Source organism: Cupriavidus sp. PET2-C1 (genome assembly GCF_054515855.1).
The window spans coordinates 3,211,210-3,228,679 of sequence record NZ_CM137259.1; the positions used below are offsets into that span (position 1 = coordinate 3,211,210).

At 65.6% G+C, this 17,470-nt stretch carries 15 protein-coding genes and 1 tRNA gene; 11 read left to right on the plus strand and 5 right to left on the minus strand.

The window, feature by feature from the left end; genetic code table 11:
- Positions 1 to 34 precede the first annotated feature (34 nt).
- Complete coding sequence (locus ACX12D_RS14525) at positions 35 to 2,071, plus strand: acetoacetate--CoA ligase (protein WP_459371639.1); 2,037 nt, start codon at positions 35 to 37, stop codon at positions 2,069 to 2,071.
- A gap of 67 nt (positions 2,072 to 2,138) precedes the next feature.
- Here ACX12D_RS14525 and ACX12D_RS14530 read toward each other — a convergent pair whose 3' ends face one another.
- Positions 2,139 to 2,795, minus strand: coding sequence for a glutathione S-transferase family protein (locus ACX12D_RS14530; protein WP_416049381.1), 657 nt, complete (start codon positions 2,793 to 2,795; stop codon positions 2,139 to 2,141).
- A 535-nt stretch (positions 2,796 to 3,330) separates the two neighbouring features.
- Between ACX12D_RS14530 and ACX12D_RS14535 the strand changes: the two genes are divergently transcribed.
- Positions 3,331 to 4,545 (plus strand): polyhydroxyalkanoate depolymerase, encoded by a 1,215-nt coding sequence (locus tag ACX12D_RS14535; protein ID WP_459371641.1) that lies wholly within the window; start codon positions 3,331 to 3,333, stop codon positions 4,543 to 4,545.
- A 73-nt stretch (positions 4,546 to 4,618) separates the two neighbouring features.
- Here ACX12D_RS14535 and ACX12D_RS14540 read toward each other — a convergent pair whose 3' ends face one another.
- Positions 4,619 to 5,104 carry a cupin domain-containing protein gene (locus tag ACX12D_RS14540; RefSeq protein WP_459371643.1) on the minus strand — a complete coding sequence of 162 codons (486 nt, stop codon included), beginning with the start codon at positions 5,102 to 5,104 and terminating at the stop codon, positions 4,619 to 4,621.
- A 255-nt stretch (positions 5,105 to 5,359) separates the two neighbouring features.
- On the opposite strand from ACX12D_RS14540, the gene ACX12D_RS14545 reads away from it, so the two are divergent.
- The 4 genes from ACX12D_RS14545 (at position 5,360) to trmB (ending at position 8,915) form a co-directional block, all read left to right on the plus strand.
- Positions 5,360 to 6,295 carry an aldose epimerase family protein gene (locus ACX12D_RS14545; protein ID WP_459371644.1) on the plus strand — a complete coding sequence of 312 codons (936 nt, stop codon included), beginning with the start codon at positions 5,360 to 5,362 and terminating at the stop codon, positions 6,293 to 6,295.
- A 361-nt stretch (positions 6,296 to 6,656) separates the two neighbouring features.
- Positions 6,657 to 7,904 (plus strand): O-antigen ligase family protein, encoded by a 1,248-nt coding sequence (locus ACX12D_RS14550; RefSeq protein WP_459371645.1) that lies wholly within the window; start codon positions 6,657 to 6,659, stop codon positions 7,902 to 7,904.
- 93 nt (positions 7,905 to 7,997) lie between these two features.
- A tRNA-Gly gene (locus ACX12D_RS14555) sits at positions 7,998 to 8,072 on the plus strand.
- Positions 8,073 to 8,147: 75 nt separating this feature from the next.
- The gene (gene trmB, locus ACX12D_RS14560; RefSeq protein WP_150984086.1) at positions 8,148 to 8,915 is read left to right on the plus strand and encodes a tRNA (guanosine(46)-N7)-methyltransferase TrmB; all 768 of its coding nucleotides are present in this window, start codon (positions 8,148 to 8,150) and stop codon (positions 8,913 to 8,915) included.
- Positions 8,916 to 9,031: 116 nt separating this feature from the next.
- On the opposite strand, the gene ACX12D_RS14565 is transcribed toward trmB, so the two are convergent.
- The 3 genes from ACX12D_RS14565 to ACX12D_RS14575 all read right to left on the minus strand — a co-directional run bounded on the left by ACX12D_RS14565 (position 9,032) and on the right by ACX12D_RS14575 (position 10,969).
- Positions 9,032 to 9,913 carry an undecaprenyl-diphosphate phosphatase gene (locus ACX12D_RS14565; RefSeq protein WP_459371646.1) on the minus strand — a complete coding sequence of 294 codons (882 nt, stop codon included), beginning with the start codon at positions 9,911 to 9,913 and terminating at the stop codon, positions 9,032 to 9,034.
- A 191-nt stretch (positions 9,914 to 10,104) separates the two neighbouring features.
- Positions 10,105 to 10,665: a DUF1439 domain-containing protein gene (locus ACX12D_RS14570; RefSeq protein ID WP_459371647.1), complete on the minus strand. Its 561-nt coding sequence runs from the start codon at positions 10,663 to 10,665 to the stop codon at positions 10,105 to 10,107.
- Positions 10,666 to 10,684: 19 nt separating this feature from the next.
- Positions 10,685 to 10,969 (minus strand): YkgJ family cysteine cluster protein, encoded by a 285-nt coding sequence (locus tag ACX12D_RS14575; protein ID WP_441633446.1) that lies wholly within the window; start codon positions 10,967 to 10,969, stop codon positions 10,685 to 10,687.
- Between the two features lie 167 nt (positions 10,970 to 11,136).
- Here ACX12D_RS14575 and ACX12D_RS14580 point away from each other — a divergent pair, with 167 nt between their 5' ends.
- The 5 genes from ACX12D_RS14580 to ACX12D_RS14600 all read left to right on the plus strand — a co-directional run bounded on the left by ACX12D_RS14580 (position 11,137) and on the right by ACX12D_RS14600 (position 17,449).
- On the plus strand, positions 11,137 to 11,928 hold the full coding sequence (locus ACX12D_RS14580) for a TetR/AcrR family transcriptional regulator (RefSeq protein ID WP_459371648.1): 792 nt from the start codon (positions 11,137 to 11,139) through the stop codon (positions 11,926 to 11,928).
- The gene (locus ACX12D_RS14585; protein WP_459371649.1) at positions 11,925 to 13,049 is read left to right on the plus strand and encodes an efflux RND transporter periplasmic adaptor subunit; all 1,125 of its coding nucleotides are present in this window, start codon (positions 11,925 to 11,927) and stop codon (positions 13,047 to 13,049) included. The genes ACX12D_RS14580 and ACX12D_RS14585 overlap by 4 nt, the downstream gene beginning before the upstream one ends.
- 12 nt (positions 13,050 to 13,061) lie before the next feature.
- Complete coding sequence (locus ACX12D_RS14590; RefSeq protein ID WP_459371650.1) at positions 13,062 to 16,268, plus strand: efflux RND transporter permease subunit; 3,207 nt, start codon at positions 13,062 to 13,064, stop codon at positions 16,266 to 16,268.
- A gap of 189 nt (positions 16,269 to 16,457) precedes the next feature.
- Positions 16,458 to 17,111, plus strand: a complete 654-nt coding sequence (locus tag ACX12D_RS14595; RefSeq protein ID WP_459371651.1) for a protein-L-isoaspartate O-methyltransferase family protein — start codon at positions 16,458 to 16,460, stop codon at positions 17,109 to 17,111.
- 14 nt (positions 17,112 to 17,125) lie between these two features.
- The gene (locus ACX12D_RS14600; RefSeq protein WP_043348625.1) at positions 17,126 to 17,449 is read left to right on the plus strand and encodes a rhodanese-like domain-containing protein; all 324 of its coding nucleotides are present in this window, start codon (positions 17,126 to 17,128) and stop codon (positions 17,447 to 17,449) included.
- Positions 17,450 to 17,470: the final 21 nt, after the last annotated feature.

Here is a 17,470-nt window from a genome sequence, read left to right on the forward strand (position 1 = left end):
GCACGTCCGCGCGAGACGGACCCGAGGAGGAGACATGACTACCCTTGAAGAAGGGCAACTGAGATGGACGCCGTCGCAGGCGTTCCGCGACGGCAGCCGCATTGCGCACTTCATGCGCTGGCTGGAGAGCGAGCGCGGCCTCGCCTTTGCCGACTACAGCGCACTGTGGCAATGGTCGGTGACCGACCTGGAAGCCTTCTGGGACGCCATCCGCGCCTATTTCGACCTGCGCTTCGATACCCCTGCCGAGCGCGTGCTCGGCAGCGCGCAGATGCCCGGCGCGCGCTGGTTCGAAGGCGCCAGCCTGAACTACGTGCAACAGGTGTTCCGCCATGCCGGCAGCGGCGCCGCGCGCCAGCGCACGGCCATCCGCTACGCCGGTGAATCCATCGCGGTCACCGATCTGAGCTGGGATGTGCTGGAGCAGCAGGTTGCCTCGCTGGCGCATGCCTTGCGCGGCATGGGCGTGGCGCGCGGCGATCGCGTGGCGGGCTACCTGCCGAACATTGCCGCCACGGTCGTCGCCTTCCTGGCCACCGCCAGCCTTGGCGCAATCTGGTCGGGCTGCGCGCCCGACATGGGCCAGGTGGCGGTGAGCGACCGTTTCCGCCAGATCGAACCCAAGGTGCTGATCGCCGTCGATGGCTACCGTTATGGCGGCAAGGCCTACGATCGGGCGCCAGTGCTGGCCGACCTGGCCGCCGCCCTGCCCTCGCTCACCGACCTGATACTGGTGCCGGGCGAGCACACTGACGCGCATGCCGCGCCCGACGCCATCCCGCTTCCCGCCAACGTGCGTCGCCACGCATGGCAGACGGTGCTGGCGCATCGCGTACCGCTGGCGATCGAATCCGTGCCATTCGACCACCCGCTGTGGATCGTCTACTCCTCCGGCACCACCGGCATGCCCAAGCCCATCGTGCACGGCCACGGTGGCATCGTCATCGAGCAGCTCAAGCTGATGGCGTTTCACAACAACCTCGGGCCAGACGACGTCTTCCACTGGTACAGCAGCAGTGGCTGGATCATGTGGAACGCGCAGATCGCGGGGCTGCTGCTGGGCAGCACCATCGCGCTCTACGACGGCAATCCCGCCTGGCCCGATGCCGGCGTGCTGTGGCGCTTCGTGGATGCCGCGCGCGTCACCGCCTTTGGCGCGGGCGCGGCGTTCTTCACGGCCGGCATGAAGGCCGGGATCGAGCCCGCGCGCGTGGCCGACCTTTCCCGGCTGCGCGCGCTCGGCTCGACCGGCTCGCCGCTGCCGGCCGAGGCCTATGACTGGATCTACCGCCACGTGGGCACGGACATCTGGCTTGCGCCGATGAGCGGCGGCACCGACTTCGCCGGCTCGTTCGTGGCAGGCTGCCCGATCCTGCCGGTCTACTCGGGCGAGATGCAGTGCCGCTGCCTGGGTGCGAAGGTCGAAGCCTTCGACGAAGCGGGCAATGCGCTGGTGGGTGAGGTGGGCGAGCTGGTCTGCACGGCGCCGATGCCGTCGATGCCGCTGTTCCTATGGGGCGACACCAACGGGCAGCGTTACCGCGACAGCTACTTCGACACCTATCCCGGCGTGTGGCGCCACGGCGACTGGATCAAGATCACCGCGCACGGCGGCGCCATCATCTACGGCCGCTCGGACGCGACCATCAACCGGCATGGCATCCGCATGGGCACCAGCGAGCTGTACCGCGTGGTGGAGGACCTGCCGGAAGTGCTCGACAGCATGGTGGTGGACCTCGAATACCTGGGGCGCGACTCGTATATGCCGCTGTTCGTGGTGCTGCGCGAGGGCATGGTCCTGGACGATGCATTGCGCGACACCATGCGCGCACGCATCCGCAGCGCGCTGTCCTCACGCCATGTGCCCAACGAGATCCTGCAAGTGCCCGGCGTGCCGCGCACGCTGTCGGGCAAGAAGATGGAAGTGCCCATCAAGAAGCTGCTGCTGGGCCACGCGCCCGACAAGATCGCCAACCGCGACGCCATGGCCAACCCGGAAACGCTGGACTGGTATTTCGCCTACGCCGAGCGATTTATCGCGGCGCGCGCCAGCGAGTCCGCAGCGGCGTGAAAGGAGAAAGGGCGCACCGCAGCCTTGAACGCCGCGATGCGCCCTCTTCTTTCTCCTGGCAGGACAGTCAGAACTCCACTTCGAGTTCGCTGATTTCGTCGGGCTCCTTCTTTGCCGCGGCAATCCACTCCTGCAACTCCGGCATGGCGAGGATCTGCTTGCAGTACTCCACCGGCGCCGGATCCAGCATCACGCCATAGGTCACGAAGCGCGTCACCACCGGCGCGTACATCGCATCGGCCATGGTGCGCGTTTCGCCAAACAGATAGGGGCCGCCGTATTGCGTCAGGCACTCGGTCCAGATCTGCGCGATGCGGTCGATATCGGCCTGCGCGCGCGACCACACCTTGAAGCCAGGAAAGTGCCCCTTCAAGTTCATGGGCAACGCCGCGCGCATGGCAGCGAAGCCCGAATGCATCTCGCCGCAGATGGCGCGGCAATGCGCGCGTGCGGCGCGGTCATCGGGCAGCAGGCCGGCCTTCGGGCGGACCTCGTTGAGATACTCGGCGATAGCCAGCGTGTCCCACACGGTCACGCCCTGGTGCAGCAGGCGGGGAACGAGAATCGAAGGTGACAGCAGCAGGATTTCCGCGCGCGCCGCGGCGTCATCGGGGGGCACCAGCACCTCCTCGAACTCCAGTCCCGCGAAGCGCACCAGCAGCCAGCCGCGCAGAGACCACGATGAATACGTTTTACTGCTGATGGTGAGTGTCGTCCTTGCCATCCCGCCTCCTTGCCACCTGGAAAAGCCATTGCACGGCGGGCGATTTCCGTCGTCTGTGTGCCAGCAAACGGTGCGCCCGTGTCTCCCGCTGCAGTGTCGCGCTATGCGTTGTGTGCTTTTTGTTCGCTGCTTCTACTATGAATTTGTACTACATCATGGCGGGGACATAGTTCCTGATTGCGCTTACCTTGCTCTTGCCTTGATGTGGCGCAATGGCCTGCGCCGCAGCCGAAACAAGCACGCACCACGCACGTATCACGCACGTATCACGCACGTATCAGACACGCCGTTTCACGGTTAAACATGCCGCGGCCACAGCGGCACCGGCACGGTGCACCGCATAGCACCAGCATGAGGCAGATGGTCTGGCGAAGATCCGCGCGCGCACTTCGCGCGCGGCGTTTGCGCCGCATACGAACCAGAACAGGTCACCCCGTTCCGCCATACGGGCAGGCCCGCAAGCCGCATGCCAACGCGATTCGCCGTGGCACGCATATTGCGGCTGATGAGGTCAACGCATCAAAGGGGGCCAGCCATGCTGTATCAGGTGTACCAGACTTATGCGGATCTCATGCAGCCCGCCTGCAGCCTGGCGCACATGGTGTCGAGCACGCTTGCAGAAAACCCGCGCCTGGCAGGATGCGAGCCGATGCTTGCCACGCGCGCGGCCTGCGAGGTGCTCGCACTGAGCCGCCTGACGCACCATCGCCCGCCGTTCGCCATCGACAGCGTCATGGTGAACGGCGCACCGGTACAGGTTACGGAGGAAGTGACCGCGAGCACGCCGTTCTGCTCCCTGTTGCACTTTCGCAAGCACGGCGTCTCTGGCCACCCGCGCGTGCTGCTGGTGGCGCCGATGTCGGGCCACTTTGCCACGTTGCTGCGCGGCACCGTGCAGACCATGCTGCGCGATCACGATGTCTACATCACCGACTGGCACAACCCGCGCGACATCTCGCTGGCGCACGGCCGCTTTGGCTTTGACGAGTACGTCTATCATCTGATCGATTTCCTGCGCGTGCTGGGCGGCGGCACGCACCTGATGGCGGTGTGCCAGCCCACCGTGGCAGCGCTCGCCGCCGTGGCGTTGATGGCGGAGGATAACGATCCGGCGCAGCCGCCGAGCCTGATCCTGATGGCCGGCCCCATCGACGCGCGCATCAACCCGACCAAGGTCAATGAGCTCGCCACCAGCCAGCCCATCGAATGGTTCGAGCGCTCGCTCACCAGCTACGTGCCGCTTCGCTTTGCCGGCGCGATGCGCCGCGTCTACCCCGGCTTCATCCAGCTGATCGCCTTCATGAGCATGAACAGCGAGCGCCACCAGCAAGCTTTCCGCGACCTCTACGATCTGCGTGCCAGCGGCCAGCATGACCGCGCGGATGCCATCCAGGTGTTCTACGAGGAATACTTCGCCACCATGGACCTGACCGCGGAGTTCTATCTCGAAACCGTGAGCATGGTGTTCCAGGAATTCCTGCTGGCGCAGGGCCTGCTGGACGTAGGCGGGCGCCGCGTGAACCCGCACGCGATCCACCGCACGGCGCTGCTCACGGTGGAGGGCGAGCGCGACGATATCTGCGCCATCGGGCAGACCATGGCCGCGCAGGAACTGTGCGGCAGCCTGCGGCCCTATATGCGCATGCACCACGTGCAAACCGGCGTGGGGCATTACGGCGTGTTCAACGGCAAGCGCTGGGATCTGCAGGTCTATCCGCTAGTGCGCAACGCCGTCTATATGAGCGCGTGAGGTTGAACGCATGAGGTTGAATGCATGAGGTTGAACGCATATGGCCGCGCGGCGCGGCCAGGCGGCCAGGTGTCTAGGCAGCGGTCTGGTCTGCCGGCCACGGCGTCACCGCCGGCACCGCGCACGGGCCCTCGACCTTGACGGTGCCAAAATCCGCCGGCCCCACGATCTCCAGGTACTCCATGTCCGGCGAGTAGTCGAACAGAAAATGCGTAATGCCGGGGCGCTGGTGCACGCAATCGCCTGCCGCCACCAGTGTCTCCTTGTCCTCGTACATGAAGCGCGCCCAGCCCTTGAGCATCAGTACCACATGGAACTGCGCCTCGTGCCGGTGCCAGCCGGTGCCTTGCTCGGGCGGCAGGTTGGCCTTGACCAGTTGCACCAGCAGCTTGCCGCCGGTGGCCTCCGCAATGCCCAGGTCGCGATACAGGAAGAAATCGCGCAAACCCTGGTCGACGAAGGCAGTGTCTTGCGGGCGCACGTGGGAGAACTTCGTGGGAGAGGCGTCCGTGGCGGCATCGCCGGCGGACGCGGTGGACTTGCTGAGGGACTCGGCCATGACAAGCTCCTTTCGCTGAGGGAAACGCTCTGCGCTGCGACGCAACATTCACGCCAGCGGCCGCGTGCCCACGCAGCGCCGAAAGCGGCGAGAGCCGGTCCGAATGTGGCGCACCGATCGCTGCAAAAGGCGCATGCCTGATGAACGCCCGACGCCTGTGCACCCGCCGGGGGCGCAACCGAGCACCGGACATGTGCCGCGGCACGGCGCGTTGACGGCTATCATGCAGCGATGCCCACTCCCGCCGCTACTTGCATGCCGCCTCTCAATTCTATGCATTTCCAAGGCCAGGAACTGATCCGGGTCGGAGACGAGTCCAGCTTCATGCTGCTAGCCCCGCAGTTCGGCGCCCGCCTGGTGCGCTGGGTACATCGTGGCGAGGACATCCTTTACTGGCCAGAAAACGCCGACTGGTCCCAACTGGCCCGTGTGCGTGGCGGCAACCCGATACTGTTCCCCTTCATTGCCAGGCACTTCGTCGACAACGCGCCCGGCGCGTGGAAAGACGCCAGCGGCACCGTGCGGGCGCTGCCGATCCACGGCTTCGCACGCGACCTGCCCTTCGCGGTCACGCAGTTTGAGGCGGGACGCAGCCTGACCATGACGCTGCAAGCGTCGGACGCGACGCGCGCGGCCTACCCCTTCGAGTTCCTGTTCGAGGTCACCTACCGGCTGCTCGACGACAGCCTCGAGGCCACGTTGCGCACGCGCAATGCCGGCGAGCAGGCCCTGCCTTACTACGCTGGCCACCACTTCTACTTCCCGCTGGCCCACCAGGCCCGCGCCGCTTCCACGCTGGCCATGCCGGCCGCGCAACGGATGCGCCAGCACCCCGACGGCTCGCTGGCATCGAACGGCCAAGGCGCCGAGACCTATCAGCTCGACGACCCGCGCCTGCAAGACACCTTTCACGTCCTGCACGCGCAGGCTGCGGCGCCACGCCACTGCACGCTGGCCACGCCGCCCGATGCCACCGCCCCGCATGGCCGCAAGCTGGCGATCGAGCTGGACACGCCGGGCAGCACGCCGTGGTTCGCGGTCACCACCTGGTCGGAGCGCGCCGACTCCGACTTCTACTGCGTGGAACCCTGGCTCGGCCTGCCCAACGCCATCCACCACGGCACGGGGTTGCGCTGGCTCGCGCCGGGACAGGAGGAGGCGGCGGTCTGCCGGCTGCGGGTGGCGCCATAGGGCGCCATCGCGCCTTCACGTTTCCCCCCGATCGGCCATTGATCGAAATAGCGCCCACATCACCCAGAGGCGCTTCAGCACAGCGCGCCTCGACCACGAGGAGTCGCCGCCTCCGGATAGTGGACAAGCACTTTCCTGACGGAATCCCTCTACGCCGGTCTCTTTCTCACGGCAGATAGCTTTTACGTGGTGGGTACTTTGTCCGCTCTGCCGACACTTGGCGGCCTGCATCCCGAAGCTTGACGCGGCAACTCGCCCCGGGGCCCCATTTCTCCCCTTCCGCCAGGAGCTACCACCCCATCAACTATAATCGCGCGGTCGCGACGGGCATTCCGCCGCTGTTTAGAGTCGAGCGGAGTTTATGACGTTCCGAGCAACAAAGCTGGCTACCTTTGCCAGTGCCCTGGTCCTGGCATTTCCAATTCTTCTTCTCTGTGTGCCGCGTGGTTCAGGGATCTTTCTGGCCGCTGTGGTGGTGCTAGTGTTATGCGCTAGCCACCGAATGACCAAGACTTGGGGGACATACCGTGACCTGCTAAATCCCTTGGGTCTGGCCATTCTGGCCCTGATGGTCGTTTACCTCGGATCAAAGGTGTACTTCGGCGTGCCGTGGAACGTGATTGACAACCCGTCAAGAATTCTGCTTGCCCTACTGGCCTGCCTTGTAGTCATGCGCACCACCCCGGATCCCACGGCAATCTGGCGCGGGATCACTATCGCACTGGCAGCTAGCCTCGCAATCGTCGCCATTCAGCACTACACGCTGGGCGAGGAACGACCGTCCGCGTGGACACAGGCCATTGCATTTGCCAACATGGTCGCAGCTCTTGGTCTGATCGGCTTTGCTCGACCGGGCACCAGTCGTTGCGCGCACGCGTTGGCCTGGGGGAACCTTGCGCTTGCAGCGATGATCCTGTTCTTGAACGGGACACGAGGGGCGACGCTCGCCATGCTTCTTACCGCGCTTCCGCTGCTCTTTGTCCGGTACCGCAGACTGAGCGTAGCAAGATTCTTTGCTTCAATAGCGTTTTTTGCGGCATTGGGTGTTGGCCTTTATCTGATCCCTAGCGGTCCCGTGGCGCAGAAGATTGATCAGGTGCGCAGTGAGGTCGAGCGGTTCGAGAAAGGGGATGTGGATACTTCCGTCGGCGCGCGCCTGGAGGTGTGGAAAATCGCGACAAAGTCGATCACCGCGCACCCTTGGATGGGTGTGGGCGTGGGGCAGTTTGCCCGCATTCTGCATGCATCTGACTTCTGCGAGAGCACCAAGTCCGTCGCCTGCAATCTGGAGCATGCACACAACGACGTGGTGGAGGCTGCCGCAACCACCGGCCTACCCGGCATGCTAGCGCTGCTGGGGATATTCCTTATTCCTGCGGTCCTGTTTCTGCGGACGTTGCGCGAATGCTGCAGCAATGACAACGCGCTCGGCGTCAGCCTTAGCGGGGCTGGCCTTGGCGTCGTGATGGCAAGCCTGATCAGTGGCCTTACGCAAGTGACGATGGCGCACCAGGCGAACATCGTTTTCTACGCCGGCATTGTCGGGCTGTTGCTTGGGCTAGCGGGGGTACAAGCAAAGCTCCCCCGCGCAGACAAGGCAGATGCCTAGGAAGCCCTACCAAATGAATTGCCGAATAGCTCCCGAACGCGGAAATATGGACGCGTCGAAAACCATGCTAGAATCCGCCTCCAGCAAGCCTTAGCGGGCGTCGTATAATGGCCATTACCTTAGCTTCCCAAGCTAAAGACGTGGGTTCGATTCCCATCGCCCGCTCCACATCAGATTGAGACGAGCCGCCTTCGCCACTGGTCGCATACCCGATCAGGATCGCCCGGCGGCTTTTTTGTTGCCATGCTCCCCCAAGACCCCAGTTCCGACCCGACGCCAGCCGACGACGCTGACAACGCGCCCGCCAAGGCTGCCGACGGCAGCGACGTGGCGCACCCGCGCCGCATCCGTTCCTTCGTGCGCCGCGCGGGGCGAACCTCCACCGGCCAGCAGCGTGCCATCGATGACCTGGGGCCGCGCTTCATCCTGCCCTACGCACCGCAGCCGCTCGACTGGGAGGCCACGTTCGGCCGCGCCGCGCCAGCGATCCTCGAGATCGGGTTCGGCATGGGCGAGACCACCGCGCATATCGCGCAACTACGCCCTCAGGACAACTTCCTGGGCTGTGAGGTGCATGAACCTGGCGTGGGCGCCCTGCTCAAGCTGCTGGGCGAGCGCGAGATCGGCAATGTGCGGATCATGCCGCATGACGCCGTGGAGGTCATCGCGCACATGCTGACGGAATCCTGCCTGGACGGCGTGCATATCTTCTTCCCCGACCCGTGGCACAAGAAGCGCCACAACAAGCGGCGCCTGGTGCAGCCGCCGCTGGTCAAGCTGCTGGCCAACCGCCTCAAGCCGGGTGGCTACCTGCACTGCGCGACCGATTGGGAAGAGTATGCCCACCAGATGGTGGAAGTGCTGTCGGGCGAACCCACCCTGGCCAACACCTCGGACGCCGCCGGCGGCTTTGCGCCGCGGCCGGACTACCGCCCGGTGACCAAGTTCGAGCGCCGCGGCGTGCGGCTGGGCCATGGCGTGTGGGACGTGGTGTTCCGCAAACGGGCCTGAAGGCAAAGGCCGCGCCGCACGCCGCACGTCGTCGGCACCATGAAAAAAGCGTGGCCTGGAGCCACGCTTTTTTTTCCTGCGACGGTTGCCGCCGGCGTTATCTACCGCGACCGCCTTCAGGCATGCCAGGCAATCAGCCCCGAGTATGCGGTCGCCAGCACAACGATGCCGAAGATGATCCGGTACCAGGCAAACGGCTTGAAGTCATGGGTGGCGACAAAGCGCAGCAGCCAGCGCACGCACAAGAAGGCGGACAGGAAGGCGAAGACGAAGCCGATGCCGAAGATGCCCAGGTCGTCGGCGGATAGCAGCGCGCGCGACTTGTACAGCTCGTAGACGGTGGCGCCGAAGATCACCGGGATCGCCAGGAAGAAGGAGAACTCGGTCGCTACCTGGCGCGACAGCCCGAACAGCATGCCGCCGATGATGGTGGCGCCGGAGCGCGAGGTGCCCGGGATCAGCGCGAAACACTGCGCCAGCCCGACCTTGATCGCATCGCGCCAGTTCAGGTCGTCTACCGACTCGATCCGCGGCGCGCCGGCCTTGGCGGCCTCCAGCAGCGCGTTGCCCTGCGGGTGCGATACCTGGCCGCGATGGCTTTCCCGCCATTCGGCCCACAGGATCACCACACCACCAATGATGAATGCGGTGGCCACGGTGATCGGGTTAAACAGGTGAGCCTTGATCCACTTGCCGAATACCAGCGCCAGCACGATCGCCGGCACGGTGGCCACGATCACGTTGATGGCAAAACGCCGGGCCTTTTCATCGCTGGCCAGTCCGCTCACCACGGTGGCGATGCGGCGGCGGAACTCCCAGCAAACCGCCAGGATGGCACCGAACTGGATCACGATCTCGAAGATCTTGCCCTTTTCATCATTGAAGTCGAGCAACTGGCCGGCGAGGATCAGGTGGCCTGTGCTGGAGATGGGCAGAAATTCGGTCAGTCCTTCGACGATGCCGAGGATCACGGCTTTCAGGGCGAGGGCAATATCCATGCTGATTGGAATGTGTGGAATGCTGAATGGAAGAGCGAAGGAAAAGCCAAGGACAGGCGAGCAAGACGGCAACGGGCAACCGTCAGCCCTATGCCATCAGCCACGCACCAGGCGCCAGGAATCACAACTATCCGCCACGACCATGACACCGCAGTGGCTGGGCAAGGCACATGCCTGGGCGCGGCGCGTCATCAAGGCCGATTGATCTTGACGTTGATCCCGTTGGGCAAAACGGTGATTGTACCGGGTTCGACACTGGCGCCGGCGAGGCGCAGCTCGTCAGGACGGAAGGTATAGAGCGGATAGCCCTGCAGCAGCTGCTCCGCAAGGATGCCGCCGAGCGCATTGAGCTGACGCGAGAATTGCGGTGGCAAGCCTTTGACGTCGAACTGCTGGACCTGCGGATCCTGCAGCACCACCGCACGGCTGGCCGGATCGTAGCGCAGCCCGCTGTCCAGCGCGAAGCGGCCAGTCATCGGCTCGCCAGAGAACAGGCGGTTGTTCACCGTCGCGTCGAACTGCACGTTCACCCGGTTGCGGCTGGGATCGAGCGTGAGCTGCGGGTTGGCGAGCTGGATGTCGAACAGCTCCATATAGCGCTTGTTGAACGGGAACTTGCGCTCCAGGGCCGATTGCAGCTGGCTCTGCGAGAAGGTGTAGTCGTTGCCCATCATGCCGCAGCCGACGAGTGCCGCGGCCAGCGCGACGCTGGCGCTTGCTGCCAGCCAGCGCCGGCGATTGATCATGACCATCTGTTTGTTCCTTGCGGGTTCAGGCGGCGCGGCCGGGCGCGGTGGCAACCTCGAGTTGCGTCAGCCAGGCCAGCGCATGCCGGCGGGTTTCGCCGCACATGTCGGCAGAGGGCTTGAGCCCGGCGCAAAATGCCGGCCGCGTGGGCTCGCCAAAAATCGCGCAGCGCCGGTCGGGCAGCAACTGCACGCAGGGTACGCCGGCCGGCTTGCCGCCGGGCATGCCGGGAATCGGCGAGGTGATGGAGGGCGCGGTGCAACAAGCGCCACAATCGGGCCGGCAAGAGAGTTCAGACTGTGGGGACATGGCAATGGTTCAGGCGCGGACGACGCCCGGCAGACCATATTGTGCCCCAAGCCGTACGGCCCTCCCCGCGCTTGACCGGCGGATTCCCCTCCACTACATTACTGACCCAAGAGTTATTTATTTGCACCTCTCGCGGAGTGCTCCCCGCAGAGGTGCACAGCGCCCCAGTGAAAAACCCGCCAGACCAGAGCCAGAATCAGGAATCCGCCAACACCAAACGCTGGGCTCGCCGCAAGGCAGCACGCCCGCAGGAACTGGTGGCCGCCGCGCTCGATCTCTTCGTCGAACGCGGCTATGCGGCCACCCGGCTGGAAGATGTTGCCGCCGCGGCGGGCGTGTCCAAGGGCACCGTCTATCTGTACTTCGCTAATAAGGAAGAGCTGTTCAAGACGGTGGTGCGCGAAAACCTGGTGCCGACGCTGGCCAGGGGCATCGACCTGGTGGAGAACTACCAGGGCTCGACGCCGGAGCTGCTCAGGGAATTGCTGCGCGGCTGGTGGGGCCTGGTCGGGGCGACGCCGGTGGCCGGCCTGACCAAGCTGATCATGGCCGAATCCAGCCATTTTCCGGACATTGCCCAGTTCTACCACGAGGAAGTGGTGTTGCCGGGCGATGAGTTGTTCGCGCGCGTGCTCAAGCGCGGCGTGGCGCGTGGCGAGTTGCGCGACATGCCGGCCAACCCGACCACAACGCTGATCTGCGCGCCGCTGATGTTCCTGATGCTGTGGCAGCGTGCGTTCAGTGCGTCGTCGCGCATCGAGATCGACCCCGAGGCGTTCCTCGACAACCTGCTCCAGATGTTGCTGTTCGGCCTGACCACCGGCGCGGCCCGCGATACGCCGCTGCCACCCAAGGTCGGCCCCTACGTCTGGGAACAGATACAACAAGAAGCCCTGGCACAAGCGCAGGGGCAGCAGGCCGCGCGGGAGACCCCAGCGCCGCCGCCGGAGACCGCATGACCCGACGCAAGAAAATCCTGATCGCCGCGATCGCCACCATCGCGGTGGTTGCCGTGCTCAGCGCCGCTGCCGCCGTGCGCAAGGCAAGCAATGGCAAGCCCGGCGCAGCCCCGGCTGCCGCGGTGCAAGACCTGGTGGAGTTCCTGCCATCCGACCTGGTCGAGGCCACCACGCAAGACTTGCGCGTGTCGCTGCCGCTGTCGGGCGGGCTGCGGGCGCTCAACCAGGCCTCGGTCAAGGCCAAGGTCGCGGGCGAGGTACAGCAAGTGCTGGTGCGCGAGGGCGAAGCCGTGCGCGCCGGCCAGGTCATCGTGCGCATCGATGCGACCGAGTACCAGGCCAAGGTGGCGCAGGCGCGCGGGCAGATGCTGGCGGCGCGCGGCCAGTATGAGAATTCGAAACAGACCTTCGAGCGCAACCGCGAGCTGGTGGCCAAGGGCTTCATCTCAAAGACCGCCTTCGACAACTTCCAGAGCAACCTGGACGTGGCGCGCGCCAATCTCGATGCCGCCCAGGGCGGCCTTGAAGTCGCGCAGAAAGCGCTCGCCGACACCATCGTCAAATCGCCGCTGGATGGCCTGGTGGCCGCGCGCGCGGTGCAGCCGGGCGAGAAGGTCTCGCCCGACACGCGCCTGATCGACGTGGTCGACCTGCGCGCGCTGGAACTCGAGGCGCCGATCCCCATGGCGGATGTAGCTCGCGTTGCCATCGGCCAGGCCGTGCAGCTCGACGTGGAAGGCAGTGGCCGCTTCGAGGGCAAGCTGGTGCGCATCAACCCGGCGGTAAGCCAAGGCACGCGCAGCATCATGGTTTATGTGCGGGTGGACAACCCCGAGGCGCGCCTGCGCGCGGGCATGTTCGCCCAGGGCTCGCTGGTGCTCGGCCACCACGCAGGCGTGGTGGCGGTGCCAGCCACAGCGGTGCGCAACGATGGCGAGCGCGCGTTCGTCTACAGCGTGGAGAATGACGTGCTGGCGGAACGCCAGGTCAAGCTTGGCATCCACGACGATGTGAGCGGGCTGGTGGAAATCACCAGCGGCCTGGCCACCGGTGCCAAGGTGGTGCGCAACAACCTCGGCACCCTGCGCGCGGGCAGCCGCGTCAAGCTGGTCAAGGCGTAGGAGCCCCCGCCCATGTGGTTCACCCGCCTGTCCATCCACAACCCGGTGCTGGCCACCATGATGATGATGGCCTTCATCGTGATCGGCCTGTTCTCTTACCAGCGCCTGCCGGTTGACCAGTTCCCTGACATCACCTTCCCCATCGTCGTGGTGCAGACCGAGTACCCCGGCGCCGCGCCGGAATCGGTGGAGTCCGACGTCACCCGCAAGATCGAAGAAATCGTCAACACCATCTCGGGCATCGACGAAATCTTCTCGCACTCCTACCAAGGCACCTCGGTGGTGGTGATCAAGTTCGACCTGTCCGTCGATGTCGGCCAGGCAGCGCAGGATGTGCGCGACAAGATCGCGCTGATCCGCCCGCAATTCCGCGACGAGGTGAAAGACCCGCGCGTGCTGCGCTACGACCCGTCGGACGCGCCGGTGTTCTACCTGTCCGTGTCGAACGCGCCAGGGGCCGAGCGCACGCAGCGCGAGCTGACCACCATCGCCGACCAGATCGTGCGCAAGCGGCTGGAGACCGTGCGCGGCGTGGGCGCCATCAGCCTAGTTGGCGGCACCAAGCGCGAGGTGGAGATCCGCATCCGCCCTGCCCAGCTGGAGGCGCTCGGCATCGGCGTGAACCAGGTGATGGACGCTATCCGCAACGAGAATCAGGAACTACCCGCGGGCGAGCTGCGCTCCACCTCCACCGAGACGGTGGTGCAGATCAAGGGCCGCGTCATCACGCCGGATGCCTTCCGCCACATCATCGTGGCGCGCCGGGCCGGCCAGCCGGTCACGCTGGAGCAGGTCGCCGACGTGCGCGACGGCGAGGAGGAGCAAGAGAGCCTGGCCATGCTGGACGGCAAGCGCGCGCTGTTCCTGGCGGTGGTGAAGGCACAGGGCCAGAACACGGTCGACACCGTCGACGGCCTGATCAAGATGACCGATGAAGTGCGCAAGCTGGTGCCCGCGGGCGTGCAGCTCACCGTGGTCAACGACGCCGCGCGCGGCATCCGCAGCAGCGTCAAGGAAGTCCGCTCCACGCTGCTTGAAGGCGCCTTCCTGACGGTGGCCATCGTCTTCCTGTTCCTCGGCTCGTGGCGCAGCACGGTCATCACCGGGCTGACCCTGCCGATCGCGCTGATCGGCACGTTCGGCGTGATGTACATGTTTGGCTTCACGCTCAACGTGATCACGCTGATGGCGCTGTCGCTGTGCGTGGGCCTGTTGATCGACGATGCCATCGTGGTGCGCGAGAACATCGTGCGGCACAACCTGATGGGCAAGAACCATCGCACGGCAGCGCTCGACGGCACCAACGAGATCGGGCTGGCGGTACTGGCCACCACCTTCTCCATCGTGGCGGTGTTCCTGCCGGTGGGCTTCATGGGCGGCATCATCGGCCGCTTCTTCCACCAGTTCGGCGTGACCGTGGTGGCGGCGGTGCTGATCTCCATGTTCGTCTCGTTCACGCTGGACCCGATGCTGTCCTCGGTCTGGCACGACCCCGACCTGCACGGCACCGGCAACAAGAAGAGCCTGTACGGCCGCACCGTGGGCCGCATGCTGGACTGGTTCTCGGCGCGCATGGATGCGCTCGGCCACGGCTATGGCTCGATGCTGGGCTGGGCGCTCAAGCACCGGATGGCCACCGCCATCATCGCGGCGGTAACGTTCTTGGGCAGCTTTGCGCTGGTGCCGCTGATCGGCACGGAATTCGTACCGGCCGCCGACCTGGGCGAAACCCAGGTGGGCTTCACCACGCCGGTGGGCACCTCGCTGGCCGTCACCGAAGCCAAGGTCAGGCAGGTGGAAACCGCGCTCAAGGCCTTCCCCGAGGTGGCCTACACCTACGCCACCATCAACTCGGGCAATACCTCCGGGCGCAACAACGCGCTGGTGTCGGTGCGCCTGACCGAGCGCCGCTCGCGCAAACTCACCACCAAGCAGCTTAACCCGATGATCCGCGAGCGCATGGCCAGCATCGCCGGCATCACGCTAACCATGGTCGGCATGCCGGACGGCGCCGGCGGTCAGAAAGCACTGCAGGTGTCGATCCAGGGCGACGACCTGGAAACGCTGCGGCGCCTGTCGCTGGAAGCCAGCCGGCGCATGGCCGCGGTGCGCGGCCTGGCCGACCTCGACTCCAGCATGAAGGACGACCGCCCCACCGTCGAAGTGCGCATCCGCCGCGAGCTTGCATCCGACCTGGGCGTGGGCATCGTGCAGATCGGCAACGCGCTGCGCCCGCTGCTGGCCGGCGACGCCATCAGCTCATGGCGCGCCCCCGACGACCAGAACTACGACGTGCGCGTGCGCCTGCCCAAGGACGCCCGCACCGGCATGGCGGATCTCAGCGCGCTGATGATCGCCAGCAACCAGAACAATGCCGACGGCTCGCCGCGCATGGTGCCCCTGCGCCAGATCGCCGAACTGGTGCCAACCACCGGCGCCAACCAGATCAGCCGGCGCGACCTCTCCCGCGAAGTGGAGCTGACCGCGAATACCGCCGGGCGCTCGCAAGGCGAGGTGGCACGCGAGATCAAGGCCGCGCTGGATGGCATGAACTGGCCGGCGGGCTACAAGTACCGCTTCGGCGGCTCCACCAAGTCGATGAATGAGTCGTTCGGCTTCGCGGTGTCGGCGCTCGCGCTGGCGGTGATCTTCATCTACATGATCCTGGCCTCGCAGTTCGCCAGCTTCTTCCAGCCGATCGCCATCATGACCTCGCTGCCGCTCACGCTGGTGGGCGTGTTCGCGGCGCTGCTGCTGTTCCGCTCCACGCTGAACATGTTCTCCATCATCGGCTTCATCATGCTGATGGGGCTGGTGACCAAGAATGCCATCCTGCTGGTGGATTTTGCCAACCAGGCCCGGCGCGGCGCCGACGGCCAGCCGCCGATGTCGCGCGAGGCCGCGCTGGTTGCCGCTGCCCGGGTGCGGCTGCGGCCGATCCTGATGACCACGCTGGCCATGATCTTCGGCATGGTGCCGCTGGCCTTCAGCCTGGGCGAAGGCGCCGAGCAACGCGCACCGATGGGCCAGACGGTGATCGGCGGCATCATCACCTCGTCGATCCTGACCCTGGTAGTGGTCCCGGTGATCTATACGTACCTCGACGACTTCAGCGCGTGGCTCGGCCGCAAGTGGCGCGGCAAGCAAGCCCAGGCGGCTCCCGCCACCGCGCCGGCGGCCGACGACACGGCGGCGCACAAGCCAGCAAGCGCGGAATGAGGCAAGCCACCCCGGAATGCCTCAGCCAAGGCCGGACTGCGGCATGGAGGCCACAACTTCGGCGACGCGCTTGGGCAAGTGTCTTGGTGCGGGGTTAAAATATCAGGTTTGACGGATTTCCCCGGCCCCTCGCACCGCGCGGCCGGAACTCTGAACTGATTAGCGGTTGGCATTGGAAGGAATGGCAAGATGGACCTCGAGAAAGCCCGATTCAATATGATCGAACAGCAAATCCGCCCCTGGGATGTGCTGGATCAGGAAATCCTGGACCTGCTGGCGGTGGTCAAGCGGGAACAGTTCGTGCCGCAGGCCTACGCCGCGCTGGCCTTCGTCGACATGGAAATCCCCCTGCCGGGCGGCCAGAACATGCTGGCCCCGCGCGTGGAAGCCCGCATCCTGCAGGACCTGGCCGTGCGCAAGCATGAACAAGTGCTGGAAATCGGCACCGGCTCTGGCTACATGGCTGCCCTGCTCGCCCACCGCGCGCGCCACGTGCTGAGCGTGGACATCTTGCCGGAACTGGCCGAGCTGGCCCGCAAGAACCTGGCCGACGCCGGCGTGACCAATGTCGACGTGGCCCAAGGCAATGCCGCCACCGGCTGGGCCGCGAGCGCCCCCTACGACGTGATCTGCATTTCCGGCGCGTTGCCCTCGGTGCCCGCGTCCATCCTGTCGCAAGTCAAGGTCGGCGGGCGCATCGCCGCCTTCGTCGGCGCGCTGCCGGCCATGGAAGCGCAGATCATCACGCGCGTCAGCGAGAACGAGTACAAGACTGTCAACCTGTTCGAGACCGCCATCACGCCGCTGATGGGCGCCGAGCAGCCGTCGCGCTTCCATTTCTGAGCGGGAAACAAGACATGCAGGTAATCAACGCACCCGAACTGGTGCAATGGCTGGCGGATGCCAGCCGGCCGCAGCCGGTGCTGCTCGACGTACGCGAGGGCTGGGAGGTGCAGACCTGCGCCATGCCCGGCATCACGCATATCCCGATGGGCCAGATCCCGGCACGCGCCGGCGAGCTTGACGAAGACGCGGACATCGTCTGCATCTGCCATCACGGCGCGCGCAGCATGCAGGTGGCAAGCTTCCTCGAGCGGCAAGGCTTTGCCAAGGTCTACAACCTGACCGGCGGCGTCCACGCCTGGGCCGAGCAGGTCGACCCGGCCATGCCGAAGTACTGAGCACAGCAAGCATCAACCCCA